This window comes from Streptomyces sp. NPDC048590 (assembly GCF_043199535.1).
Classification (GTDB): domain Bacteria; phylum Actinomycetota; class Actinomycetes; order Streptomycetales; family Streptomycetaceae; genus Streptomyces.
This window is the reverse complement of the sequence record NZ_JBICWC010000001.1, coordinates 893889-917773: the sequence shown is the minus strand read 5'-3', so window position 1 is coordinate 917773 and position 23885 is coordinate 893889. Positions and strand designations below refer to the sequence as shown.

Below are 23885 nucleotides of genomic sequence, written 5' to 3'. Positions count from 1 at the left end.
CGGCAAAGATCTGGGGGCTCTTTCCGGAGCCAAGCCCTTGGGGGAGGGCCACGAGGCCGTCCGTGCTTCGTGAACGTCACCGTGCCAGGAGTGATTCATGCGTACTTCTCGAAACTTCTGCAGGACTGCCGCGGTCGTGGCCTGCGCGGCTCTGCTCCCTCTCGCCGCCGCACCCGCCGCATCCGCCGAAGATGCGGTCGGGGGGAAGCAAGGGGGCATATCGCTGCAGGCCATCGACAGTTACATGAAAGGCGTGGTGGCCGGGTTCAAGTCCAACAAGACCGACATCGGCACAGCCCCGACGATCATCGACTTCTACAACTGCACAACCTCGGACCACGGGTATGTGACGGAGTCGACCCAGGTTCAGCTCATCAACTACAACTACACCTCTCCGAACGAGAACTGGGAGAAGAAGACCTTCACCGCCTGCTTCGGCGGCGGCCAGTCCCACGGGGAGTGGACCGGGCGCAAGGGCGACGACCTGTACTTCCAGATCAAGCAGGTGAACGGGAGCAGCATCGTGGGGCCGACGATGTCTGTCTCACGCGTTCACATGTGGTGATTGCAGGCATGCCACGGCCCGCACCGGTCAGGTGCGGGCTTCCCCACCCCGAGAGAGTGCGCACCATGCCCATCGGCTTCCGCTCGGTCGACTTCGGCTATCGCCGCAGAGTGCCTGTCGTCCAGAGTTTCACCATCGACTTCCCACCCGGACGGACGGTGTTCCTCGGCCCCAACGGTGCCGGGAAGTCAACAGTCCTGTCGCTGGCGGCTTCCGTGTTGCGACCGGATGCGGGCACCGTCGCGTACGACGGGCGGACGACCGCACGGCGCGGCGACCTCGCTGCGTTCCGGCGATGCGTCGCCTGGCTTCCCCAGCAGATCGAGTCGGTGCCACGTCTGACCGCCCGGGAGCAGGTGGCTTACGTCGGGTGGCTGAAGGGCATGAGCCGCCGCGATGCCTGGGACCGTGCCCTTCACGCTCTCGAACGGGTGGAGCTCGCCGACCTGGCCGACCGGAAGGTCCGCCGGCTTTCGGGTGGACAGCAACGCCGGGTCGGCGTCGCGCAGTCACTGGTGCATCAGGCCGAGGTCCTCCTGCTCGACGAGCCGACAGCCGGTATGGACCCGCGCCAGCGCCGGGTCTTCCACGAGATCCTGAGCGGGCTGGACCAGCATGTGGTGCTCTCCACCCATGATGTCGCCGATCTGGAGGAGACCTACGACCATGTCGTCGTACTCGACGGCGGAACCATCCGATTCGCCGGTTCGGTGCACGAGTTCCTCGCCCTGGCCCCGCACGGCACGGCTCCGGGCCGCGTCGCGGAAGCCGCGTACTACGTGACGATCCAGGAACGGGGTCCGGCATGCGTATAGCCACGGCACTGCGCACCACGGGCGTCGCCTGGATCGCTCCTCTGGCCCTCGGGTGGGTGTGGTTGGTCACCAGCCACGAGGCAGGGAACGAACCGGCCTACTGGGCCGGGAACACCGCTCTGGTCGGGCACACACTTCCCTTCTACGCCCCTGCCTGCGCCGCCTTCGCGGCATGGGAGGCAGGGCGGTTGCGACGGGCGGGGGTCCACCGGCTCGGGCCCGTGCGAGGCAGGTACGCCATCGCGTTCAGCGGCTTGTGGCCGGTGGCGCTCGTCGGAGTGGCGGCGGTCGTCGTGTGCCTGCTGACCGTGCGCGTGGAGACGGGCGCGGCCCATGACTGGCCGCACCTGGGCGTGTTGGCCATGGCCGGGTACCTCGTCGTCGTCCACACGGCCGTCGGCTACGGGCTCGGGATGTTGCTGCCGCGTGTTCTCGCCACACCGGTGATTCTGGTGGTCGACTACCTGTGTCTGGTCATGCCCGTCACGATCACACCGATGTGGGTGAGGGAACTCACCGGCTGGCTCGACGCTCCCTACGGGGACGTCACGATCACCATGAACCCGGTCGCCCTGGTGGTTCCGACGGTGATCGCCACAGGTTTCCTGACAGCTGTCCTGGTCAGCGCGGAGATCGCCCGGTGGCGTCGGGGTCGCTTCCTGCGCGTCGGCGCGGCGGCTGCCGCGTCCGCGGTCTGCCTGGGTGTGTTCAGCGCTGCGGCCATCGCGCCCGTGCGTGACTGGGACGGAAACCCGCCGGTTTACGCCCGCACCGATCCGCCCGTGTGTGCGGACGGCGACCCGCGGATCTGCGTTCCCGTGGAGGTGGCGGACAGGCTGGGGGCGCTGACCGAGGCCTCGAAGACGGTCGTTCCCCGTCTTGTCGACGCGGGGCTGAAGCAGCCGAAGGAGATCGCGTTCGTGTCCGAGGCTGCCGAAGTCGACGAGCGGACGTGGCGGCTGTTCCTCTCCCGGGAGATGAGTGAGGTAGATCTGGAGGCCGGTATCGCGGCTTCGGCCCTGCCCGCCATCCCGCCCTGCCAAACCGCGTCGGACGTCCAGGTCGGCAACGTGGGCACACTCGTCGCCTGGCTCATGCTCAAGGCCGGTATGGACGAGAGCGAGATCCTGAGCCAGTACGGCGAGAAGAGGGCCGCCGATCCACGCATCATGCCCGTGGTGCGCAAGGTGACGAAGCTGTCGTCCGACGAGCAGCTGTCCTGGTTCACGCGCAACACCCGGTTACTCCAGCAGTGCAAGCCTGCTCCGGAAACCCTGCCCGCCGCCACCACGACGGAAGGGTGATCCGATGGTCTGGTGGCTGAGAACGCGACAGGTCCCGATTCTTGTCGCCGCCCTCACCGCCTATGCCGCGCTGGCCGCGGCAGCCGGTGACACACTCGTCTCCCTCCCGTCACTGGGCAGCGAGACCGCCAGGCCGCTGGTGCTGTTCGCCCCGCTCCTGATCTGTATGGGACTCGGCCATGCCCTCAGCAGCCGGCTCCCGGCCGCCGAGTCCTCCGGGAGCCGTCCCGTTCCGCGTCTCGACCAGGCTCTGGTCCTGGTCACCGTTGTGACGGCGATCGTCGTCGCGCAGATCGTCAGCGTGCTGCTCAACGCCCAGGTCGCGAATACCGCCGGTCGCAACACCGCGTTCCTGATCGGTCTGATGTTGTGCGCCCGCCGGCTGGCGGGTTACCAGCCGGCCGTGATCGCCCCCGTCGCATGGGTGATCACGATGCTGCTCGTCGGTAATGCGGGCGGTAACGGCCGGACCCAGCCATGGACCATCGTCCTCATGCCCCCGGACCACCTGCCGGCGGCGATCGCCGCCACCGCGATGCTGGCACTCGGCGTCATCTCGGTCCCGGCGGACCCGGTACTCCGGGATGCGAGGTGACGGGGGTACTGGCCCCAGCCCGAGGAGCGAGGGGGTGGCCGGTGCCGCTGTAGCGGACTTCGGCGCCGTGGATGATCGCGGCCACGACCGCCCGCTCCGGCAGGCGCGCTCCTCGTGTCCGGCCCGGGGCGGGTGTCGGGCCTCGGCACGTATACCCGACAGGGGTACGGTGCGCAATATGTCTGAAATGCCCACTCGCCGCGCCGTACTCTCCACCGGACTCGCCCTGGCGGGGACCGCCGCTCTGGCCTCCCGCGCCGACGCCGCCCCGTCCCGCACCGCCTCCCCCCGGCGGACCACCGCCCCCGCGCGGGCGGCCGACACCTATGTCGCCCCCGACGGCCCGGAGGTCGTGGAGGCCGAGGCCAGGCGGGGCGCCGGCCCTCTGCGCAAGGTCGCGCTCTCCGCCGGCGCGTCGAACATGGAGCTGGGCGACGGACTCACCGTCGGAACCTGGGCGTACGGCGGCCGGCTTCCCGGCGAGGCTCTCAGGGTCACCGCCGGCGACACCCTGGAACTCGCCCTCACCAACAGCCTCACGCAGTCGACCTCGCTGCACTGGCACGGCCTGGCGCTCCGCAACGACATGGACGGAGTGCCGGGGCTGACCCAGAAGGCGATCGAGCCCGGCGAGTCCTTCACCTACCGCTTCGCGGTCTCGCACCCGGGCACGTACTGGATCCACCCGCACTCGGGCGTCCAGCTGGACCGCGGGATGTACGCGCCGCTGATCGTCGACGACCCGAAGGAGCCGCTCTCCTACGACAAGGAGTGGGTGGTCGTCCTCGACGACTGGCTCGACGGGGTGGCGGGGTCCACCCCCGACGCGGTACTCGACGAGCTGACCAAGGGCCGGGGCAGCAGCCATGACGCCACGGCGCACAAGAAGGCCCGCCGCGGATCGGCCCGCGCGGACGGCGACGCGCCCTCGCGCCTCCTGGTGGGCGCGAGCAGCGATCTGCTGGGCGGGCACGCGGGCGATGTCGCCTACCCTCACTACCTGGTCAACGGCCGCAGGGCGAGCGACCCTTCGGTCTTCGAGGCGAAGCCCGGCGACCGCATCAGGCTGCGCGTGATCAACGCGGGCGGGGACACCGCCTTCCGGCTGGCGCTCGGCGGGCACCGGATGACGGTGACGCACACGGACGGCTTCCCGGTGCGGCACACCGAGACCGACACCCTGCTGCTGGCGATGGGCGAGCGGTACGACGTACTGGTGACCGCCGGGGACGGGGTGTTCCCCCTGACCGCGCTCGCCGAGGGCAAGGACGCGTCGGCCATGGCCGTCCTGCGGACGGCGTCCGGGGAGCTGCCGCCCGCCACCGCGAGGCCGGCCGAGCTGGACGGTGAGCTGGTCACCGCCGACCGCCTCGCTCCGGAGGAGAGTGTGGCCCTGACCGTGCGGGAGCCGGACCGGACCGTACGGATGACGCTCAGCGGGTCGATGGACGCCTACGACTGGACCTTCGACGGCAAGCCCTACGACCCCGCGGTACGGCAGCCCGTACGGGCCGGAGAGCGGGTGCGGCTGGCGTTCACCAACCGCACGTCGATGTGGCACCCGATCCATCTGCACGGCCACACGTTCGCGCTGGCCGGCACGGCACTCGGGGCACGCAAGGACACCGCGGCGGTGCTCCCCGGGCGCACGCTCACGGTCGACCTGGACGCGGACAACCCCGGGCTGTGGATGCTGCACTGCCACAACGTCTACCACGCGGAGGCGGGCATGATGACGGTGCTCGGCTACCTCCGCTGAGCCCTCCTGGGTGAGGGCCTGTCCGGTGGATCAGGTCGCAGTGGGGTGGCCCGCGCGCTTCTGTGCCGCGGACCCCGCCCGCGACAGGGTCCGCCGGACAGGGCCTACGGTGAACTCCGCCCGGAAGGGCGCCACTCCAGGACATCGCGTCAGTCAGACGATTACACTGGTTCCGTGCCTCAACTACGTCTCGCACTGAATCAGATCGACTCGACCGTCGGGGACCTCGCGGGCAACTCCGAGTCGGTCCTCCACTGGACCCGGCACGCCGCCGGGCAGGGCGCCCACCTGGTGGCGTTCCCCGAGATGGTGCTGACCGGATACCCCGTCGAGGACCTCGCCCTGCGGTCGTCCTTCGTCGAGGCCTCCCGGAAGACACTGCGCGAGCTCGCCGTGCGTCTCGCCGACGAGGGGTTCGGCGAACTGCCGGTCGTCGTCGGCTATCTCGACCGCTCGGAGCACGCGGCGGCACGGTACGGGCAGCCCGCGGGCTCCCCGCGCAACGCCGCCGCGGTGCTCCACCGCGGCCGGGTGGCGCTGAACTTCGCCAAGCACCATCTGCCCAACTACGGCGTCTTCGACGAGTTCCGGTACTTCGTCCCCGGCGACTCGATGCCCGTCGTGCGGGTGCACGGAGTCGACGTGGCGCTGGCGATCTGCGAGGACCTCTGGCAGGACGGCGGGCGCGTCCCGGCCGCCCGCGCCGCGGGTGCGGGGCTGCTGCTCTCGGTGAACGCGTCCCCCTACGAACGCGACAAGGACGACACCCGGCTGGAGCTGGTCCGCAAGCGGGCCCAGGAGGCCGGCTGCACGACGGCCTACCTGGCGATGACCGGCGGCCAGGACGAGCTGGTCTTCGACGGGGACTCGATCGTCGTCGACCGGCACGGCGAAGTCATCGCCCGTGCGCCTCAGTTCACCGAGGGCAGCGTGATCCTCGACCTGGAACTGCCGGCCGCCCCGGCCGAGGCACCGTCCGGGGTCGTCAACGACGGACTGCGGATCGACCACGTCGTCCTGAGCGCGGACCCGCTGCCGCCCTACGAGCCCGAACTGGCGGGCGGCTACGCCGAGCGGCTGGACGATGACGAGGAGCTGTACTCGGCCCTGGTCGTGGGCCTGCGCGCCTATGCCGCGAAGAACGGTTTCCGCAGCGTGCTGATCGGGCTCTCGGGCGGCATCGACTCCGCCCTGGTCGCCGCGATCGCCTGCGACGCGGTGGGGGCGGCGAACGTCCACGGCGTCTCGATGCCCTCGAAGTACTCCTCGGAGCACTCCAAGGGGGACGCCGCCGAGCTGGCCCGGCGTACGGGGCTGAACTTCCGCACCGTACCGATCGAGCCGATGTTCGACGCGTACATGGGGTCGCTGGCGCTCACCGGGCTCGCGGAGGAGAACCTCCAGTCACGGCTGCGCGGCACGATGCTGATGGCACTGTCCAACCAGGAGGGGCACATCGTGCTGGCGCCGGGCAACAAGTCGGAGCTGGCGGTGGGGTACTCCACGCTCTACGGCGACTCCGTCGGCGCGTACGGTCCGATCAAGGACGTCTACAAGACGTCCGTCTTCCGCCTGGCGAAGTGGCGCAACCGCGCCGCCGAGGAGCGCGGGCAGACGCCTCCGATCCCGGAGGCGTCGATCACCAAGCCCCCGAGCGCCGAGCTGCGCCCGGGCCAGGTGGACACGGACTCGCTGCCGGACTACGACGTCCTGGACCGCATCCTGGAGCTGTACGTCGACCGGGACCAGGGCAGGGACGCGATCGTGGCGGCCGGGTTCGACGACGCCCTGGTCACCAGGACGCTGCGGATGGTGGACACGGCCGAGTACAAGCGGCGCCAGTACCCGCCGGGCACCAAGATCTCACCGAAGGGCTTCGGCAAGGACCGCAGGCTGCCGATCACCAACCAGTGGCGCGAGTCGACCTGACGCACGCGCGACCCGGGCCGGGGGACGGCTGCCCCGCGCGGCCGTCCCCCGGCCCGGACAGGGCATCTGCCCGATGCCGGGCCTCCGCCTCAGTTGTCAGAATGACGGCGGGAGCGCCCGTCCGGGGCGCGGGCGGACGGGCGGGGGCACGGGATGGCATTGCGCGCGGTGGTGCGGGACAGAACGGCTCTGCTCTGTCTCACCGGGCTGCTCGTGTCCGCTTTCGGCACGTCCGCGATGTGGCTGGCCGCCGGGATCTGGGTCAAGTCGGCCACCGGGTCGGACAGTCTGGCGGCGCTGACGGTGTGCGCGATGTGGGCGCCGGTCCTCGCAGGCCCCCACCGCGGCAGCGGCCGGCACGGTGATGACGGTGCCCAACGCGATGGCGCCGGCGGGCGGCGCGGGGCTGGTCGCCGTGGTCGACGTCCGGCTGCTGCCGCCCGCCGCCGCACTGCTGGGACTCGCCACGGCGGCCTGGCTGTGTCCCGGTCGCCGGAAACGCGAGGGGCCGGGCCGGCGGAGGGGTGACACCCTCCGCCGACCCGGCCCCGTACCGCCTCAGCCCCGCGCCGACGCGCTCTCCGCGTGCTCACGCGCCCCGGCGACCGCGCCGGAGGCCACCACACGCGAGGTGCCCGGGGCCCGGTCCAGCACACCCGCGGTGACGGCCACCGCGAGGCCCGCCACGGCGAGCACCGCGCCGACCAGCGCCGGGGAGGTCCAGCCCCAGCCGGCCGAGATCGCGACCCCGCCGAGCCAGGCCCCGCCCGCGTTGGCGAGGTTGAAGGCGGAGTGGTTGGAGGCCGAGGCGAGGGTGGGGGCGTCCTTGGCCTTGTTCATCACGAGCATCTGGAGCGGCGTGGTCGTCATGAAGCCGATGCCGCCGAGCAGCACCACCATCACGAGCGCGGCCCACTGCACATGGACGGTGAAGGGGAAGGCGACCAGTACGACCGCCAGCGCCCCGAGCGAGCCGTAGAGGGTGGGGCGCAGCGCCCGGTCGGTCAGCGGTCCCGCCGCCAGGGCTCCGAGGGTCATCCCGATACCGAAGAGCGCGAGGACGAGCGTCACCGAGGACTCGCCGAAGCCCATCACCTCGGTCGTCATGGACGAGAGGTAGGAGTACACGGCGAAGACGCCCGCGAAGCCGAGGACGGCGGTGAGCAGGCCGAGGACCACCTGCCGGCTGCCCAGCGCGCTCAGTTCACGGCGTACGTTCTGGTGGGCCTCGACGGGGATCTGCGGGACGAGGCGGGCGAGGGCGGCCATGGCGCCCAGGCCGATCACCGAGACCACCAGGAAGGTGGCACGCCAGCCGAGGTGCTGTCCCAGCAGGGTGGCCGCCGGGACCCCGACGATGTTGGCGACGGTGAGGCCGAGGAACATCGTGGCGACGGCACGCGCCTGGCGGCCGTCCGGCACGAGGCGGGCGGCGACGACCGCGCCGACGCCGAAGAAGGCGCCGTGCGGCAGTCCGGCCAGCACCCGGCCGGCCACCAGCCAGCCGAAGCCGGGCGCGAAGGCGGAGGCGAGGTTGCCGACGGTGAAGACGGCCATCAGCAGCAGGAGCATCCGCTTGCGCGGAATCCTGGAGCCGAGGCCGGTGAGCAGCGGGGCACCGAGGACGACGCCGATCGCGTACGCCGAGACGAGATATCCGGCGGTGGGTACGGACGTTCCCAGATCGTCCGCGACGTTGGGCAGCAGGCCCATCATCACGAACTCGGTGGTGCCGATGCCGAAGGCGCTCACAGCGAGGGCGAGCAGGGCCAGGGGCATGGTGGGTGACCTTTCGGGCGAGGGCCGCCGGGACCGTCCGGTCCGGGCGGCGGATGTGGCTGGAAGTGTGTGCGGGAGCGTCGGCGTCGTTGCCGGGACGGGTTATGTATCCCGTCGGAACAAAGTCTCTCAGACGTTTTATGCCCAGGCGTGAACATGCCGTTGCGGCGGAGTGTGATCTGGGCATCACCCGGCGGCCCGGACCGCGGGCGGCGAAGGGGATGGAGGTTCAAATTAGCCTAGGCTAACCTTCCTTGCGTGGCGAAAACTTCCAGGCTCCAGCCGAAGAACCCGGGTCTCTTCCGTGGCGACGTACTCGGGAGCGAGCGCTTCTCCCCGTCGATCCAGCGCGTGACCATCACCGGTGCCGATCTCGGCGACTTCCCGTGGTTGGGTTACGACCACTGGTTCCGCCTCTTCCTCCGCCTGCCGCACCAGACGGAGTTCGTACTTCCCGAGCTCTCCGGCTCACGGTGGTGGGAGCCCTACCTCGCCATCCCGGAGGACGTCCGTCCGCACTGCGCCAACTACACGGTGGCCGATTTCCGCCCGGAGAAGGCGGAGATGGACATCGACTTCGTCGTGCACTGCGGCCCTGACGGGCAGCCCGAGGGGGCCGCGGCGATCTGGGCGTGCGCGGCCCGCCCCGGCGACCCGGTCGCCGTGCTGGACCAGGGGCTCATCTTCGCCAGGCCGGACGACGCCACCGAGGTGCTCGTGGTCGCCGACGAGAGCGGCCTGCCCTCGACCGCCGGCATCCTCCGGTCCCTCCCGCGGGACACCGTGGGGAGGGTCATCCAGGAGATTCCCCTCACCGGCGACCGCCGCCCGCTGGAAGCACCCGCCGGCGTCGACGTGACCTGGGTGGTCCGCGACGACGCGACCGCGGTGCCCGGCACAGCCGCCCTGGAGGAACTGCGCCGCCACGGCCGTGTCGACCCATCCGGCTACGCCTTCATCGTCGGCGAGTCGACGCTCGCCGCGGAAGGCCGCCGCCACGTCGTGCGGGCGGGTCTCCCGAAGGACCGCGTCACGTTCTCCGGCTTCTGGAAGAGCGAGAGGAAGCGGGAGGCCGTGAGCGTCTGACGGACGGAGCGCGCGGCCGCGCCGGGCGTCCTCAGAGCTGCACGCGGGCGGCGATCGGGAGGTGGTCGCTGTCCGTGGCGGGGAGCGACCACGAGGCGAGCGGTTCGACGCCCCGCACCATGATCTGGTCGATCCGCGCCATCGGGAACGACGCCGGCCAGCTGAAGCCGAATCCGTCGCCCGCGGCGCCCTGGGTGGAGCGCATCTGGGCGGTGACGGCGTTCAGAGCGCGGTCGTTCATCGTGCCGTTCAGGTCGCCGAGCAGGACCACGCGCTTGAGCGGTTCGTCCGCGATGGCCTCGCCCAGCGCGTCGGCGCTGGCGTCCCGCTGGTTGGCGGTGAAGCCGGCGTCGACCTTGACCCGCACCGAGGGGAGGTGGGCGACGTACACCTTGACCTGGCCCTCGGGGGTCGTGACGGTGGCGCTCATCGCGCGGGTCCAGCCCAGCTTGATGTCGACGGGGCCGGCGTCCGAGACCGGGTACTTGCTCCACAGGCCGACGGTGCCCTGCACGGAGTGGTGCGGGTAGGCGTCGGCGAGCGCGTCCTCGTACGCCGCGACCTTGCCGCTCGGCAGTTCCTGCAGGGCCACGACGTCCGCGCCGGATCCGGCGACCTGCTGGGCGGTGCCCGCGGGGTCGGGGTTTCCCGCGTTGACGTTGTGCGTGGCGACGGTCAGGTCACCGCCGGTGCCCGACTTGTCGGCGAACAGCAGACCGCCGAACAGATTCAGCCAGACCGCGACCGGCAGGATCAGGGCGACGACGGCGGTGGCCGAGCGCCGCAGGAGGCCGAGAACCAGCAGCACGGGAACGAGCAGGCCGAACCACGGCAGGAACGTCTCGGTGAGGCTGCCCAGGTTGCCGATGGTGTTCGGGATGTCGGCGTGGAGGACCATCACGACGGTCAGCAGGACCGAGCAGAGCGCCAGGAGGATCCCGCGCCGCCAGAGACCCCGGTCCGAGGCGAGTCTGTGGCGCAGGGCCCGAAGACGGGAACCCGGACGCGGAGCTCCGCCGGGGTTCTCGGTGTCCGCCCTGTACGCCTGCACCATCGCGCTCGTCCTCACTGCCTTGCCGTACACATCGCCGCGCCCCCGACCCTAGGCGATGGGGGACGCCGTTCCGGCCGCCGACGGCGGCCGTACTGCCATCAGGACGACTGATATGTCCCGACGGGTTCCGGCCACCCCGGCGGTTCCGGGGCTTGTGACAGAACGATCACACAGGGGCGGGCGCCGACCCCCCGGGCACGGCCGGGGACGCCGCCGCGCCCGGCGCGAGTCCCTGGAGGAGCGTACGGATGACCTGGTCCGCGAGGTCCTCGGGCAGGGGGGAGTCGGGACGGTGCATCGTCCGGTGGAGCACGGGCCCCAGGAACAGGTCGTTCATCAGCTCCACGTCGAGGTCGCCGCGGAGCTCGCCCGAATCCACGGCCCGCTGCACGGCGGCCCGCATGGCGGCGCGCCGTGGCGCCAGGACGGTGGACTGGTACTCGCTCCACAGCCGGGGGTGCTTCTTCATCTGCACGAAGACGTTGTGCAGGAGCGTGGACGAGCGCTGGGCGACGCCGCGCCTGCGTACGTAGTCGAGCATGGCGCGCAGATCGTCCAGGCCCGCGGTGCCGGAGACCACGGGGTCGGCCGGCTCCATGTCGCGCAGGACGTCGACGAAGAGCTCCTCCTTGCCGCTCCAGCGGCGGTAGATGGTGGCCTTGCCGACACCCGCGGTACGGGCGATGCGCTCGATCGACAGACCCTCCAGGGTCTCCCCCGTCTCCAGCAGTTGGACGACGGCGTCGAGGATCGCCCGCTCGACCGCCGCGCTCCTGGGCCGTCCCCGGCGTGGTCCGGACCCCTCACAGGCCGGGGAGGCCGTACCCCCGGCCGGGTTCTGTGCCGACTGCCGCACCTGGGCCGCCTCTCGCTGCGCCGTACGCCGTTCGCTGGTCACCGTACGTCCGATTCTCGCCGACCGGCCGGGGGCGGAGCGAGTCCCCCGGCCGGAGGCGGGGATCAGGACCGGGCGGCGGGCTCCTTCGCCGGCGATCCGGCCTGGTCGCGGCCGGCCGGGCCGGCCTGGTGCCTGCCGGGCAGGAAGACGGCCACCACCACGGCGCCGATCAGCGCGACCGCCGCCGATCCGAGCGCGGTGACGTGCATGGCGCTGATGAACGCGTCGTTCGCGGCGGCCACGAGCGGCCTGCCGGCCGGTCCCATACGTTCCGCGACGCCCAGGGTCGCCTCGATGGACTCGCCCGCGACGTCCCTGGCCTCGGCCGGTACGGCGCCGAGGTGCCCCTCGATGTCGCCCCGGTAGACCGTGGAGAGCACCGATCCGAGGACGGCGATACCGAGGGCGCCGCCCACCTGCCGGAAGGTGTTGTTGATGGCGGATCCCGAGCCGGCCCGCTCGCGCGGCAGCGCCTGCATCACGGCGACGGTGACCGGAGGCATGATGTGCGCCATCCCGGTGCCCTGGACGAAGAAGACCAGGCAGAGCACCCACAGCGGGGTGTCCGCACCGAACAGCGCGAAGGCCGAGAGGCCCCCGGCGACGAGCAGCATGCCCACGGTGCACACAGCCTTGGCGCCGAAGCGGTCGACGACCAGCCGGGCGCGCGGCGCGAAGATCATCTGCGCGGCCGCGAGCGGAAGGATCAGCAGACCGGACTGGAGCGCGGTGTAGCCGCGCACGCTCTGGAGGTAGAAGGCGGAGAAGAAGGTGACGCCCATCAGCGCGAAGAAGACCAGTGCGATGGCGGCGACGGCCGCCGCGAAGGCGGGCTTGCGGAAGTAGGAGATGTCGATGGACGGGTGGCTGCTGCGCTTCTCGTGCCACACGAACGCCGTCAGGACCAGCAGTCCGCCGATCAGCGGCGCCAGGACGGTCACGTCGGTGAAGGAGGCGAGCTCCCCACCGCGGATGATGCCGTAGACCAGCAGGACCAGCCCGATGATGGACAGGACGACCCCGAGCGGGTCGACGCGGCCGGGCGCCGGGTCCTTGGAGTCGGGCACGAGGACGACCATGGCGATCAGCGCGACGACGACCACGGGCACGTTGACCAGGAAGATCGAACCCCACCAGAAGTGCTCCAGGAGCAGTCCGCCGGTGATCGGGCCGATCGCGATGCCCAGACCGACGCTGCCGGCCCAGATGCCGATGGCCTTGGGCTGCTCGTCGCGCTCGAAGACGTTCATCAGGACGGCGAGCGTCGCGGGCATCACGAACGCCGCACCGAGGCCCATCAGCGCGCGCCAGGTGATGAGCTGCCCGGGCGACGAGGAGAAGGCGGCCAGGGCCGAGCCCAGGCCGAAGACGAGGATTCCTGCCAGCAGGACCTTCTTGCGGCCGACGCGGTCGCCGAGGAGTCCGGCGGTGAAGAGCATCCCGGCGAAGACGAGCGTGTAGGAGTTGATGGCCCACTCGAGCTCGCTCTGGGTGGCGCCGATGCCGGTCGGCGCGGGGCTGGCGATCGTCTTGACCGCGACGTTCAGGATCGAGTTGTCGAGAACGACGATGAGCAGGCTGAACATGAGGACGCCGAGGATGGCCCAGCGGCGGCGGTGGACCGCCTCCGGGACTCGGGGCGCGACGGCGGGGGCGCCGGACGGTATGGACATGCCGACGACTCTATTCGATTTCCAATACGAGACCGTCTCGTATTGGAAACCCTTTACCCGCTCGTCCGCGCCCGTTCACCGCGGACGGCGGGCCCACTTCACGGGAACGGCCGGAGGATGCCACCATGGAAGGGATCCGGGGACGCCGTCAGGGCGCCTCGAGATGACGAAGGAGCCGTTGGCAATGTCGCTCAAGGCTGCGCAGAATCAGTCCGACACATCCCCCGCGGGGCCCACTCCCGGTCAGAGCAAGGCTCTGTACGGAGGCGTGAGCACCCGCCGTATCACCGTCCACGACATCACCGCCGCCAGTGAGCGCGGCGAGAAGTGGCCCATGCTCACCGCCTACGACGCGATGACCGCGTCCGTCTTCGACGAGGCCGGCATCCCGGTCATGCTCGTCGGCGACTCGATGGGCAACTGCCACCTCGGCTACGAGACCACCGTGCCCGTCACGATGGACGAGATGACCATCCTCTCGTCCGCCGTCGTACGGGGCACCCGGCGGGCGCTCATCGTCGCCGACCTGCCCTTCGGGGCGTACCAGGAGGGACCGGTCCAGGCCCTGCGCAACGCCACCCGGCTGATCAAGGACGCCGGCGTCGGCGCGGTCAAGCTGGAGGGCGGCGAGCGTTCCCACGAGCAGATCAAGCTGCTCGTCGAGGCCGGGATCCCCGTCATGGGCCACATCGGCCTGACCCCGCAGTCCGTCAACGCGATGGGCTACCGGGTGCAGGGCCGCGGCGAGGAAGCCGCCCAGCAGCTGCTGCGTGACGCCAAGGCTGTGCAGGACGCGGGCGCGTTCGCCGTCGTGCTGGAGCTCGTGCCGGCCGAGCTGGCCGCCGAGGTGACCCGCACCCTGCACATCCCGACGGTCGGCATCGGCGCCGGGCCCGACACGGACGCCCAGGTGCTGGTCTACACCGACATGGTCGGCCTGACCGGCGGCAAGGTTCCGCGCTTCACCAAGCAGTACGCGAACCTGCGCCAGGTGATGGCGGACGCGGCCAGGGCGTACGCCGACGAGGTCGTCGGCGGCACGTTCCCGGCGGCGGAGCACACCTTCCACTGACGCCCGAAGACCACTGCCGCACCACCGACAGCCCGCCGACTTCCCCCATCGGCGGGCTGTCGCGCGCAGTCGGTCCGCTGTCGGCGACATGTCGGTGACTTGTCGGTGGCGCCTGGTCTGATGGTGTCCATGAAGCGACACGACAAGAACCTCAACCGCGGCTCGAACGCCGTCGAGGTACGGGGGCTGGTCAAGCACTACGGCACGACCAAGGCGCTGGACGGCGTGGACCTCGATGTGCGCGAGGGCACCGTCCTCGGCGTACTCGGTCCCAACGGTGCCGGGAAGACCACCCTCGTACGCTGCCTCTCCACCCTGATCGTCCCGGACGCCGGACACGCCGTCGTGGCGGGTTACGACGTGGTCAGGCAGCCGCGCCAGCTCCGCCGGACGATAGGCCTGACCGGCCAGTACGCCTCGGTCGACGAGAAGCTGTCCGGCTGGGAGAACCTCTACATGATCGGGCGGCTGCTCGATCTCTCCCGTAAGAAGGCCCGGTCCCGCGCCGACGAGCTGCTGGAGCGCTTCTCGCTCACCGACGCGGCGAAGAAGGCCGCGATGGACTACTCCGGGGGCATGCGGCGCCGGCTGGACCTGGCCGCTTCCATGATCGGCAGCCCGGCCGTCCTGTACCTGGACGAGCCGACGACGGGGCTCGACCCCCGCACCCGCAACGAGGTCTGGGACGAGGTGCAGCGGATGGTCGCGGAAGGCGCGACCGTGCTGCTCACCACCCAGTACATGGAGGAGGCCGAGCAGCTCGCGAACGAGCTCACGGTCATCGACAAGGGCAAGATCATCGCCCGGGGCGGTGTCGACGAGCTCAAGGCCAAGGTCGGCGGCCGCACCCTGCAGCTGCGCCCCTCCGACCCGGCCGAACTGGCCGCCATGGCGCAGGCGTTGCGGGAGGCCGGTCTCGACGGCGTCGCGGGCGCCCAGGCGGTCCCGGACGAAGGACTGCTCTACGTCCCCATCCTCAGCGACGAGCAGCTCACCGCGGTCATCGGGCTGCTGGGCAGCCGGGGCTTCTCACTCGCCCACGTCGCCACCGCGCTGCCCAGCCTCGACGAGGTCTTCCTCGCCATCACGGGCGACAAGGCCACCGTCACCGACACGAACCCCCAGGAGGTCGCGGCATGAGCACGACGACACTGACGCCCACCCCCACCGGCGCGGGCAGCCCCACCCCTGTGTCCCGGCCCCACGACGAGGGCCGGATCGGGCTGCGGAACAACCTCCGCCACATCGGGGCGCTGGTACGGCGCAACCTGCTCCAGATCAAGAAGGATCCGGAGTCGATGTTCGACGCGCTCCTGATGCCCGTGATCTTCGTGCTGCTCTTCGTGTACGTCTTCGGCGGATCGGTCGGCAGCAGCCTGGGCGGTGACCGGCAGGACTACCTCAACTACCTGATCCCCGGCCTGATGGCGATGATGGGCATGAACATCGCCATGGCCGTCGGGTCCGGTGTGAACGACGACTTCCGCAAGGGCGTCATGGACCGGTTCCGCACCATGCCGATCGCCCGGTCCTCGGTGCTCATCGCGAAGATCGTGGTCGAGCTCGGCCGGATGACGGTCGCCACGCTGATCCTGCTGGGCATGGGCTTCGCGCTCGGCATGGAGCTCCACGGTTCGGTGCTCGGACTGGTCGGGGCGATCGCGCTGTCGGCCGCGTTCGGCGCCGCCATCATGTGGATCTTCATCCTGCTCGGGCTGACCATGAAGACGGCCCAGGCCGTCCAGGGAATGGGGATGATCGTGATGATGCCGCTCCAGTTCGGCTCGTCCATCTTCGCTCCGCCCCAGACGATGCCGGGCTGGCTCCAGGCATTCACCGACTACAACCCGCTGTCCAACCTGGCCGACTCGGCCCGTGGACTGATGATGGGCGGCCCGCTGGGCCACTCGGTCTGGCTGACACTCGGCTGGACGGTCGTCATCACCGCCGTGATGGCGCCGCTCGCGGTGTCGAAGTTCCGCAAGAAGTCCTGACGGATCCCCGGCGCGGGCCGGGGCGAGGGGCGCGAGCGGGCCGACGGCTCAGTCGCGGTACTCGATCACGAGGGCGGTGGCCTCCTCCCGGGAGAGGCCGCCGCCTTCGGCGTACGCGGACTCGAAGGCGGCGTCCCCGAGCACTCCGCGCAGCAGCTCCTCGGCCGCGGCCTCGTTCTGCCGCTCCGTGCGCACCGGTACGTGCCCCTCCGGCAGCAGTTTCCGCCCGGCGGCCAGCAGCCGGGCCCCCAGGACGGCCCTCCGCTCCCCACCGAGTCCACCGAGCGCCCGGGCATGGATGATCAGGCACTGCGAGCGCATGTCCGGCGCCATCATGAGCCAGAGATGGCTGCTGGAGGCCTCCAGCGCCCGGCGGCTCCGGTCCAGGGCGTCCGCGTAACGGCCGTCCTGGTTGTCCAGCCACGCCAGACCGGTGAGCACGAAACCCTGGAACGTCCCCATGGCGGCCACCCCGAATTCGCCGAGCAGCAGGGTGAGCTGCTCCCTGGCCTCCTCGGTGCGGCCGGCCATTCCCAGACACAGGCCGAGGAAGTACCGGGCGAAGGCCGTTCCCTCGGGCCCCACGTGCCTCCCCTCGACGAGGACCTCCCGGAGGATCGCCTCGCACTCCTCGACGCGCCCCAGCTCGGACAGCGTGGCGGCGTACCGGGTACGGAGTACCAGCACCTGGGACCGGGCGCCGATCTTCTCGGCACAGCCGATCGCCGCCAGGTAGTCCTCTGCGGCCCCTTCGTAGTCGCCGGTCTTCTCGGCGGCCTCACCACGCGACGACAGGGCCTCCGCGGCGCCCCAGTCGTCACCGAGGCGGCGGAAGATCGCCAGGCTCTCGTCGGAGTCCTTACGGGCGTCGGCCGCCCAGCGGGGCCAGTTGGCCAGGACGTTGGCCCGCACCTGGAGCGCGGCGGCGAGTTCCCAGTCGTAGCCGAAATCCCTTGAGGCACGGACCCGTTCGTCCAGCAGGTCACGCAGGTTCCCGGTGTCTCCGGTGAACATCACTGCGAAGAACCAGAGCGACCCCGGGGAACGGCAGGTCTGCGGCTGGCCGGCCGTGTAGGTGTCGGCGATCACCCGCAGCCGGGCCTGGCCGGCCTCGTCCGTCCAGTCGTCGTCGCCGTGGTCCATGGTGGCCATGCGCATCAGCGCCACCTGCCGCCTCGCCTCCTGGAGGAGCTCGGGGCGCATCGGCGGCGGTGCGTCGGTGCAGCGTTCGGTGAGCGAGGGCGCGCGTTCGCCGGGTGGGGCGAACGGGTCGGGACCGAGCGCGCCAACGGCTTCCGCCCAGTGCAGTGCGTCGTCCCGCAGGTCGCGCATCTGCCAGTACCAGGCGAGCGAGAGCACCAGGGACAGCGACTCCTGCTCGTCCCGGGCCGCCACGGCACGGCGCAGCGCGGTGCGCAGGTTCTCGTACTCCCGCTGGAACAGGGCGAGGACCGCGAGCTGTCCGGCACCGCGCAGCTCCGGGTCCCGGGTACGGGCGAGTTCCCGGTGGAAGACCAGGTGCCGGCGTTCGACGTACTCCCGCTCCGCCGCCTCGTCCAGCCGTTCGGCGGCGTACTCACCCACCGTCTCCAGGAGGCGGAAGCGCATCTCGCCGCTGTCGTCGGGGGCGGCCACGACCAGGGACTTGTCGACGAGCGAGCCGAGCACCGCCGCCACGTCGCGGGCGTCCTCGGGCGGACCGGCGCAGACCTCCTCGGCCGCGTCGAGGGAACAGCCGCCGGAGAACACCGACAGCCTTCGCAGGACGGTGCGCTCGTCCTCGTCCAGCAGGTCCCAGGACCAGTCGACGACCGCGCGCAGCGTCTGCTGGCGCGGCAGCACGGTGCGGCTGCCGGCCGTCAGCAGACGGAAGCGGTCGTCGAGGCGGTCCGCGATCTGCCGGGGCGTCAGCATCCGCAGGCGAGCGGCGGCCAGTTCGATGGCGAGCGGGAGTCCGTCGAGACGCCGGCAGATCTCCGCGCACGCCTCCTGCGACCGCTCGTCGGCGTCAGTGCGGAAGCCGGGCCGTACGGCGGATCCGCGTTCGGAGAACAGGCGCAGCGCCGTCGCGTCCGGCAGCGGTTCGACCGGTCTGAGGAACTCCCCCGGTACGCCGAGCGGTTCGCGGCTGGTGGCGAGGACGGTGAGTCCGGGGCAGTGGGCCAGCAGGTGTTCCGCGAGCAGGGCCGCGGCCTCGATCAGGTGCTCGCAGTTGTCCAGCAGGAGCAGCATGCGCCGGCCGGCGCAGTGTTCGGTCAGCCGGGCGAGCCGTTCGCCCGGACCACGCTCCGCCGCCCGGAGTGCCTCCGCACCCGCTCCGCGCAGCACCGTCTCACGGCCGCCGAGCGCGGTCAGGACCGCTTCGGGCACCGCCTCGGGGTCGTCGACGGGGGCCAGTTCGGCCAGCCAGACGCCGTCCGGCCAGGCGGCCTGGTCGACGGATTCCGCGGCCTCCTGGGAGAGCCTGGTCTTCCCGGCGCCGCCGGGGCCGAGGAGCGTGACCAGCCGTGAACGGGTGAGGTCCTGCCCCAGGGCGGCGATGTCGGCCTCACGGCCGACGAAGCTGGTGAGCCGCGCCCGCAGGTTGCCCTGCCGTCCGGCGGCGGTGGGGGCGGGACGGGAGGGCTCGGCGGCCGGTGCGTCCTGGCGCAGCAGTTCCACGTGCAGGGCCCGAAGGGCCGGGCCGGGGTCGGTGCCGAGCCGGTCGGCGAGGAGGGTGCGTACCTCCTCGTACGCCGCGAGCGCCTGGGCGGTGCGCCCCGCGTCCCGCAGCACGGTGATGCGGAGCGTCTGGAGCGGCTCGTCCAGCGGGTGGTCGGCGCAGAGGCCGGCGAGTTCGGGCAGGGCGTCACCGGTGCGGCCCTGCGCGAGGACGGCCTCGATCCGGGTCCTGCGGGCGTCGAGCCGTCTGGCGTCCCAGCGGGCCGCCTCCACGGCCCGGTCCGGCAGATCGGCCAGGGCGGGACCGCGCCAGAGGCCGAGCGCTTCGTCGAGTACGGCGGTGGCTCCGGCGGCGTCGCCCTGCTCCAGGGCCCGGGCGCCCTGCCCCACGAGCCGGTCGAACCGGTGCAGGTCCACGGCGTCCGGTTCGGCGACGAGCCGGTATCCGTCGGTGGCCGATGCGACGGCGTCCCGGCCGAGGGCGCGCCTGAGCCGTCCGACCAGCGCCTGGAGCGCTCCCGGCGCGTCGGCGGGCGGGTCGGCGCCCCACACCTCGTCGGCGAGCACACCGGCCGGCACCGTCCTTCCGGGGCGCAGGGCGAGCACGGTGAGCAGGGCGCGCAGCCGCGCCCCGCCGAGGGCGACGGGTGAGCCGTCGGCGCGGAGGGCGCGGGTGGTACCGAGGATGCCGTAGTGCACGGGCCCATTGTCCGTGACGGCACGTCCGTCCGGGGAACTGCCACCCGACCAGGAGACGTTCCCGCCGTGGCACTTGTACTGTCGGGGGCTCCGGCAGCCGTCCAGCCCTCAGGAGTCACCCCGATGACCACCGCCTTCCGCCGCCGCAGCGATCGGCGGGTGAGCCCGGTATTCCTCGGGATCGTCGCCGTCATGGCCGTATCGGGCTGGGCGGTGTGGACGGACTTCGCCGAGCAGACCGGTTTCGCCGTCTTCCTCTTCGTCACCGCGGCCTGGATCGTCTCCCTCTGCCTGCACGAGTACGCGCACGCGCGCACCGCGCTGCACAGCGGGGACATCTCGGTCGGGGCGAAGGGCTATCTGACGCTCAACCCGCTCACGTACACCCATGCGCTGCTCAGCGTCGTGCTGCCGGTGCTGTTCGTGATCATGGGTGGTATCGGTCTGCCGGGCGGGGCCGTCTACATCGAGCGGGGCCGCATCAGCGGGCGGTGGAAGCACAGCCTGATCTCGGCCGCGGGCCCCCTGACCAACGTCCTGTTCGCCGTCGTGTGCACGGCGCCCTTCTGGCTGGACGCGCTGGACGGCGTGCCCGTCACCTTCCGGCTCGCGCTGGCGTTCCTGGCGCTGCTCCAGGTGACGGCGGCGATCCTGAACTTCCTGCCGGTCCCGGGGCTCGACGGCTACGGAGTGATCGAGCCCTGGCTCTCCCACGGGATCCGCCGCCAGGTGGAGCCGTTCGCGCCCTTCGGGCTGATCGCGGTCTTCGGGCTGCTGTGGATCCCGGAGGTCAACGGGTTCTTCTTCGACGCCGTGGACGCGCTGCTGCGGGGCCTGGGCGTCAGCGAGGTCGAGACGTACTGCGGTCTCGACACCTACCGCTTCTGGCAGGAGTGGTTCGGCGACCAGGACCCGGGCTGCGCGATGCTCCGGTGACGCGCGGCGCGCGCTACGCGCTCTTCTGCGCCTTGTGCCTGCGCAGGTAGAACCACGCCATGTTGGAGGAGAGACCGACCAGCAGCACCCAGAGGACGCCGAGCAGGATGCCGCCCTGGGCGAAGGAGACCACGGCCGCGACGAGGGCGAGGACGCAGAGGACGATGGCGTAGAGCGCGAGGCGGGGCATGAGGGGCTGGTGCTCCTGTCCGGGGATGGTGCGTGGCCCCTCCAGTGTCCCTCATGCCCGATTCGGCTCCGGTCACGGGCTCACACGTCGGTGGTGCGCAGCCCCGCGTGTGCCTTGTAGCGGCGGTTGACGGAGATCAGGTTCGCCACGAGCGACTCCACCTGGTGGGCGTTGCGCAGCCGGCCGGCGAAGATGCCCCGCATGCCGGGGATGCGGCCCGCGAGGGCCTGCACGGTGTCGGTGTCGGCGCGGGCCTCGCCCAGGACCAGGACGTCGGTGTCGATCTCCTCGATCGTCTCGTCCTGGAGCAGCACCGCCGAGAGGTGGTGGAAGGCGGCCGTGACCCGGGAGTCCGGCAGCAGTGCGGCGGCCTGCTCGGCGGCGCTGCCCTCCTCGGGCTTCAGGGCGTAGGCGCCCTTCTTGTCGAAGCCGAGCGGGTTGACGCAGTCGACGACCAGCTTCCCGGCGAGTTCCTCGCGCAGGGACTCCAGCGTCTTGGCGTGGCCGTCCCACGGCACGGCGACGATCACGATGTCGCTGCGGCGCGCGCACTCCGCGTTGTCCGCGCCCTCGACGCCGTGGCCGAGTTCGGCGGCGGCGGCCTCGGCGCGGTCGGCGGCGCGCGAGCCGATGACGACCTTCTGCCCGGCGCGGGCGAATCGGTAGGCGAGGCCACGGCCCTGGGGGCCGGTCCCGCCCAGCACGCCCACGGTCAGGCCGGACACGTCGGGGAGGTCCCAGGGGTCCTTGGCGGGGGGCTTCGGGGTGCTTCCGGTGTCATGTTCAGTCATGGCGCCGACCCTACTGCCAGGTAGGGAGCCGTTCCCTCCGCCCCGACCCCCTGCGACGTGCGTCACGTGGCCGGGCGCCGCACGGGACCCGTCCGGGTGGAGTACCGGCGACCGCCGGACAGGCGGGACGGACGGGCGGCATGATGCCGGGCCATGGACGCTGTACGTGTCGCCCTGCTGCGTGAGGTGCTCGCCGGGACCGAATGGCCCTCGGCGGCCAGGGGCTTCGCCCGGACGCTGCGCTCCTCGGTCGTGCCCCGGGGCGGCGGGCTGCTGCTGGTGGGCACGGAGGTGTACGAGCCGTGGCACATGGCCGCGCACCTGGTGGACGAGTCGACCTGGTCCGGCCTGCCTCAGCTGCGACCCACCCTCGTACGCCACCGCGTCGAGCCGGACGATCCGGCGCACCTGGCCGTGGGGCTGGGCCGGATCGAGTCGGCGGGGCGCGGGGAGACACTGCTCGTGGTGGCCCCGCGGCGGCCGGACGGAGGTCTGCTGGAGCGGGTGCACGACGCGCGGCGCGCGGGGGCGACGGTGCTCGCCCTGGACGGCGGCGATCCGGAGGTGCAGGGTCTCGCGCACGAGGCCCTCACGGTGTCCGACGACTCGGAGGTCGATCTGGACACGGTGCAGCACCTGGTCAGCGCGGCGGCCGGGGAGAACGGCGCTCCCGCCCCCCGGGGCCGCCGCACCTTCCGCGACCGCCTCTCCCGGCTCGCCGACCAGCTGACCGCTCCGCCTCCGGACCGCTGGTGACCCGCGCCGCGCGGCCGGCCTTCGGCGGGCGGAGCCCCGCGGCTCCTCAGCCCGTCGGCTCGTCCTCCGGGCGGTCGTGCCACTTCGGGTCGGTCTCCCACTCGAGGTTCCGCTCACGCGCCGTGTCCATCGCGCGCTGCGCCTCCCCCGGAGTGGCGTACGGGCCGAACCGGTCCTTGCCTGGGCACTCGGGGCCCTCCTCCACCTTCTTGTGCTCCAGGCAGTAGTACCATTCGCCCGGTTTGCCCACCGTGCGCTTCTTGAACAGGGCCATCGCAGGATCCTTTCCTCTTTGCCATGGTGCCCCGGGCACGCTGGTTAGACTCGCTGACATGTCTGGCCAGTCGCTTCTCGCACCAGGGGAGATCACTCCCGTCCGCTCCGTCCCCGGAAAGATCCGGCGCCCCGAGTACGTGGGGAAGCCCGCCCCCACCCCGTACACCGGGCCGGAGGTCCAGGACTCCGACACCGTGGAGCGGATGCGGATCGCGGGCCGCATCGCGGCCCGGGCCATGGAGGAGGCGGCCAAGCACATCGCCCCCGGCGTCACCACGGACGAGCTCGACCGGGTCGCCCACGACTACATGGTCGACCACGGCGCGTACCCCTCGACGCTCGGCTACCGCGGCTTCCCGAAGTCGCTCTGCACCTCGGTGAACGAGGTGATCTGCCACGGCATCCCGGACTCCACGGTGCTGCGGGACGGCGACATCGTGAACCTCGACGTGACCGCCTACATCGACGGCGTGCACGGCGACAACAACGCCACCTACCTCTGCGGGGACGTCGACGAGGAGTCGCGCCTCCTCGTGGAGCGCACCCGGGAGTCCCTGAACCGCGCCATCAAGGCGGTGCGGCCCGGACGGCAGATCAATGTGATCGGGCGCGTGATCGAGTCGTACGCGAAGCGCTTCGGCTACGGCGTGGTGCGGGACTTCACCGGGCACGGGATCAACTCGTCGTTCCACTCCGGGCTGATCATCCCGCACTACGACAGCCCGCACGCCACCACCGTGATGCAGCCCGGGATGACCTTCACCATCGAGCCGATGCTGACGCTCGGGACCCACGACTACGACATGTGGGACGACGGCTGGACCGTGGTGACCAAGGACCGGAAGCGGACCGCACAGTTCGAGCACACACTGGTGGTGACCGAGACCGGCGCCGAGATCCTGACGCTTCCCTGAGGCCCGGAACATACCGACAGGGAGTCGGGAAACTGTTGACTTAGGTAAGCCTAAGTAGGAAGATCGGCACATCGGTGTACGGCGGCCTGCACAGCTGCTGCCGGTATGCACCCATTCGTCCGGACTTCCTGTCCCCCGT

The 23885-nt window shown here is 71.3% G+C and carries 21 protein-coding genes and 1 pseudogene; 14 read left to right on the top strand and 8 right to left on the bottom strand.

The window, feature by feature from the left end; genetic code table 11:
* Nucleotides 1–97: 97 nt before the first annotated feature.
* From ACGFNN_RS04010 to ACGFNN_RS03980, 7 genes and pseudogenes are all read left to right on the top strand, one after another.
* Entirely contained in the window at nucleotides 98–565 is a 468-nt protein-coding gene (locus tag ACGFNN_RS04010; RefSeq protein ID WP_393552680.1) for a hypothetical protein, read from the top strand.
* Nucleotides 566–630: 65 nt separating this feature from the next.
* The gene (locus ACGFNN_RS04005) at nucleotides 631–1380 is read left to right on the top strand and encodes an ABC transporter ATP-binding protein (protein WP_393552678.1); all 750 of its coding nucleotides are present in this window, start codon (nucleotides 631–633) and stop codon (nucleotides 1378–1380) included.
* Nucleotides 1371–2684 (top strand): hypothetical protein, encoded by a 1314-nt coding sequence (locus tag ACGFNN_RS04000; RefSeq protein WP_393552677.1) that lies wholly within the window; start codon nucleotides 1371–1373, stop codon nucleotides 2682–2684. Before ACGFNN_RS04005 ends, ACGFNN_RS04000 begins: the two co-directional genes overlap by 10 nt.
* Nucleotides 2685–2688: 4 nt before the next feature.
* Nucleotides 2689–3279, top strand: a complete 591-nt coding sequence (locus ACGFNN_RS03995) for a hypothetical protein (protein WP_393552674.1) — start codon at nucleotides 2689–2691, stop codon at nucleotides 3277–3279.
* Between the two features lie 178 nt (nucleotides 3280–3457).
* Complete coding sequence (locus tag ACGFNN_RS03990; protein ID WP_393552671.1) at nucleotides 3458–5038, top strand: multicopper oxidase family protein; 1581 nt, start codon at nucleotides 3458–3460, stop codon at nucleotides 5036–5038.
* A gap of 174 nt (nucleotides 5039–5212) precedes the next feature.
* Nucleotides 5213–6967 carry an NAD+ synthase gene (locus ACGFNN_RS03985; RefSeq protein ID WP_393552668.1) on the top strand — a complete coding sequence of 585 codons (1755 nt, stop codon included), beginning with the start codon at nucleotides 5213–5215 and terminating at the stop codon, nucleotides 6965–6967.
* 153 nt (nucleotides 6968–7120) lie between these two features.
* Nucleotides 7121–7318 (top strand): annotated as a pseudogene (locus ACGFNN_RS03980) (MFS transporter); the annotation flags it as partial.
* 207 nt (nucleotides 7319–7525) lie between these two features.
* Here the strand turns inward: ACGFNN_RS03980 and ACGFNN_RS03975 are convergent.
* Nucleotides 7526–8746 carry an MFS transporter gene (locus ACGFNN_RS03975; protein WP_393552666.1) on the bottom strand — a complete coding sequence of 407 codons (1221 nt, stop codon included), beginning with the start codon at nucleotides 8744–8746 and terminating at the stop codon, nucleotides 7526–7528.
* A 258-nt stretch (nucleotides 8747–9004) separates the two neighbouring features.
* Here ACGFNN_RS03975 and ACGFNN_RS03970 point away from each other — a divergent pair, with 258 nt between their 5' ends.
* Complete coding sequence (locus ACGFNN_RS03970; protein WP_393552664.1) at nucleotides 9005–9832, top strand: siderophore-interacting protein; 828 nt, start codon at nucleotides 9005–9007, stop codon at nucleotides 9830–9832.
* A 31-nt stretch (nucleotides 9833–9863) separates the two neighbouring features.
* Here ACGFNN_RS03970 and ACGFNN_RS03965 read toward each other — a convergent pair whose 3' ends face one another.
* From ACGFNN_RS03965 to ACGFNN_RS03955, 3 genes are all read right to left on the bottom strand, one after another.
* Complete coding sequence (locus tag ACGFNN_RS03965; protein ID WP_393552659.1) at nucleotides 9864–10886, bottom strand: endonuclease/exonuclease/phosphatase family protein; 1023 nt, start codon at nucleotides 10884–10886, stop codon at nucleotides 9864–9866.
* 166 nt (nucleotides 10887–11052) lie between these two features.
* Nucleotides 11053–11742, bottom strand: a complete 690-nt coding sequence (locus ACGFNN_RS03960) for a TetR/AcrR family transcriptional regulator (protein ID WP_393552920.1) — start codon at nucleotides 11740–11742, stop codon at nucleotides 11053–11055.
* 104 nt (nucleotides 11743–11846) lie between these two features.
* The gene (locus ACGFNN_RS03955) at nucleotides 11847–13457 is read right to left on the bottom strand and encodes an MFS transporter (protein WP_393552656.1); all 1611 of its coding nucleotides are present in this window, start codon (nucleotides 13455–13457) and stop codon (nucleotides 11847–11849) included.
* Nucleotides 13458–13641: 184 nt separating this feature from the next.
* Between ACGFNN_RS03955 and panB the strand changes: the two genes are divergently transcribed.
* The 3 genes from panB to ACGFNN_RS03940 all read left to right on the top strand — a co-directional run bounded on the left by panB (nucleotide 13642) and on the right by ACGFNN_RS03940 (nucleotide 16523).
* Nucleotides 13642–14529 (top strand): 3-methyl-2-oxobutanoate hydroxymethyltransferase, encoded by an 888-nt coding sequence (panB, locus tag ACGFNN_RS03950; protein ID WP_393552654.1) that lies wholly within the window; start codon nucleotides 13642–13644, stop codon nucleotides 14527–14529.
* Nucleotides 14530–14649: 120 nt separating this feature from the next.
* Nucleotides 14650–15669 (top strand): ATP-binding cassette domain-containing protein, encoded by a 1020-nt coding sequence (locus tag ACGFNN_RS03945; RefSeq protein ID WP_393552651.1) that lies wholly within the window; start codon nucleotides 14650–14652, stop codon nucleotides 15667–15669.
* A complete protein-coding gene (locus tag ACGFNN_RS03940; RefSeq protein ID WP_393552648.1) occupies nucleotides 15666–16523 on the top strand; it encodes an ABC transporter permease in 858 nt (285 codons plus the stop codon). Before ACGFNN_RS03945 ends, ACGFNN_RS03940 begins: the two co-directional genes overlap by 4 nt.
* A gap of 48 nt (nucleotides 16524–16571) precedes the next feature.
* On the opposite strand, the gene ACGFNN_RS03935 is transcribed toward ACGFNN_RS03940, so the two are convergent.
* The gene (locus tag ACGFNN_RS03935; protein WP_393552646.1) at nucleotides 16572–19883 is read right to left on the bottom strand and encodes a BTAD domain-containing putative transcriptional regulator; all 3312 of its coding nucleotides are present in this window, start codon (nucleotides 19881–19883) and stop codon (nucleotides 16572–16574) included.
* Between the two features lie 123 nt (nucleotides 19884–20006).
* On the opposite strand from ACGFNN_RS03935, the gene ACGFNN_RS03930 reads away from it, so the two are divergent.
* Nucleotides 20007–20819, top strand: coding sequence for a site-2 protease family protein (locus ACGFNN_RS03930; RefSeq protein ID WP_362552478.1), 813 nt, complete (start codon nucleotides 20007–20009; stop codon nucleotides 20817–20819).
* 13 nt (nucleotides 20820–20832) lie between these two features.
* Here ACGFNN_RS03930 and ACGFNN_RS03925 read toward each other — a convergent pair whose 3' ends face one another.
* The gene (locus ACGFNN_RS03925; RefSeq protein WP_393552643.1) at nucleotides 20833–21009 is read right to left on the bottom strand and encodes a hypothetical protein; all 177 of its coding nucleotides are present in this window, start codon (nucleotides 21007–21009) and stop codon (nucleotides 20833–20835) included.
* Nucleotides 21010–21089: 80 nt separating this feature from the next.
* Nucleotides 21090–21800, bottom strand: coding sequence for an NADPH-dependent F420 reductase (gene npdG / locus ACGFNN_RS03920; RefSeq protein ID WP_393552640.1), 711 nt, complete (start codon nucleotides 21798–21800; stop codon nucleotides 21090–21092).
* Between the two features lie 153 nt (nucleotides 21801–21953).
* Between npdG and ACGFNN_RS03915 the strand changes: the two genes are divergently transcribed.
* Nucleotides 21954–22556 (top strand): hypothetical protein, encoded by a 603-nt coding sequence (locus ACGFNN_RS03915; RefSeq protein WP_393552637.1) that lies wholly within the window; start codon nucleotides 21954–21956, stop codon nucleotides 22554–22556.
* A 46-nt stretch (nucleotides 22557–22602) separates the two neighbouring features.
* Here the strand turns inward: ACGFNN_RS03915 and ACGFNN_RS03910 are convergent, their stop codons facing one another.
* Entirely contained in the window at nucleotides 22603–22830 is a 228-nt protein-coding gene (locus ACGFNN_RS03910; protein WP_393552635.1) for a hypothetical protein, read from the bottom strand.
* Nucleotides 22831–22888: 58 nt separating this feature from the next.
* Here ACGFNN_RS03910 and map point away from each other — a divergent pair, with 58 nt between their 5' ends.
* Complete coding sequence (gene map, locus ACGFNN_RS03905) at nucleotides 22889–23746, top strand: type I methionyl aminopeptidase (protein WP_393552632.1); 858 nt, start codon at nucleotides 22889–22891, stop codon at nucleotides 23744–23746.
* Nucleotides 23747–23885 lie beyond the last annotated feature (139 nt).

What these genes read in the sequence shown, in the direction of transcription:
- ACGFNN_RS04010 (WP_393552680.1), top strand. Translation starts at nt 98, where the DNA reads ATGCGTACTTCTCGAAACTTCTGCAGGACTGCCGCGGTCGTGGCCTGC.
- ACGFNN_RS04005 (WP_393552678.1), top strand. Translation starts at nt 631, where the DNA reads ATGCCCATCGGCTTCCGCTCGGTCGACTTCGGCTATCGCCGCAGAGTG.
- ACGFNN_RS04000 (WP_393552677.1), top strand. Translation starts at nt 1,371, where the DNA reads ATGCGTATAGCCACGGCACTGCGCACCACGGGCGTCGCCTGGATCGCT.
- ACGFNN_RS03995 (WP_393552674.1), top strand. Translation starts at nt 2,689, where the DNA reads ATGGTCTGGTGGCTGAGAACGCGACAGGTCCCGATTCTTGTCGCCGCC.
- ACGFNN_RS03990 (WP_393552671.1), top strand. Translation starts at nt 3,458, where the DNA reads ATGTCTGAAATGCCCACTCGCCGCGCCGTACTCTCCACCGGACTCGCC.
- ACGFNN_RS03975 (WP_393552666.1), bottom strand. Translation starts at nt 8,746, where the DNA reads ATGCCCCTGGCCCTGCTCGCCCTCGCTGTGAGCGCCTTCGGCATCGGC.
- ACGFNN_RS03965 (WP_393552659.1), bottom strand. Translation starts at nt 10,886, where the DNA reads ATGGTGCAGGCGTACAGGGCGGACACCGAGAACCCCGGCGGAGCTCCG.
- ACGFNN_RS03955 (WP_393552656.1), bottom strand. Translation starts at nt 13,457, where the DNA reads ATGTCCATACCGTCCGGCGCCCCCGCCGTCGCGCCCCGAGTCCCGGAG.
- panB (WP_393552654.1), top strand. Translation starts at nt 13,642, where the DNA reads ATGTCGCTCAAGGCTGCGCAGAATCAGTCCGACACATCCCCCGCGGGG.
- ACGFNN_RS03945 (WP_393552651.1), top strand. Translation starts at nt 14,650, where the DNA reads ATGGTGTCCATGAAGCGACACGACAAGAACCTCAACCGCGGCTCGAAC.
- ACGFNN_RS03940 (WP_393552648.1), top strand. Translation starts at nt 15,666, where the DNA reads ATGAGCACGACGACACTGACGCCCACCCCCACCGGCGCGGGCAGCCCC.
- ACGFNN_RS03930 (WP_362552478.1), top strand. Translation starts at nt 20,007, where the DNA reads ATGACCACCGCCTTCCGCCGCCGCAGCGATCGGCGGGTGAGCCCGGTA.
- ACGFNN_RS03925 (WP_393552643.1), bottom strand. Translation starts at nt 21,009, where the DNA reads ATGCCCCGCCTCGCGCTCTACGCCATCGTCCTCTGCGTCCTCGCCCTC.
- npdG (WP_393552640.1), bottom strand. Translation starts at nt 21,800, where the DNA reads ATGACTGAACATGACACCGGAAGCACCCCGAAGCCCCCCGCCAAGGAC.
- ACGFNN_RS03915 (WP_393552637.1), top strand. Translation starts at nt 21,954, where the DNA reads ATGGACGCTGTACGTGTCGCCCTGCTGCGTGAGGTGCTCGCCGGGACC.
- ACGFNN_RS03910 (WP_393552635.1), bottom strand. Translation starts at nt 22,830, where the DNA reads ATGGCCCTGTTCAAGAAGCGCACGGTGGGCAAACCGGGCGAATGGTAC.
- map (WP_393552632.1), top strand. Translation starts at nt 22,889, where the DNA reads ATGTCTGGCCAGTCGCTTCTCGCACCAGGGGAGATCACTCCCGTCCGC.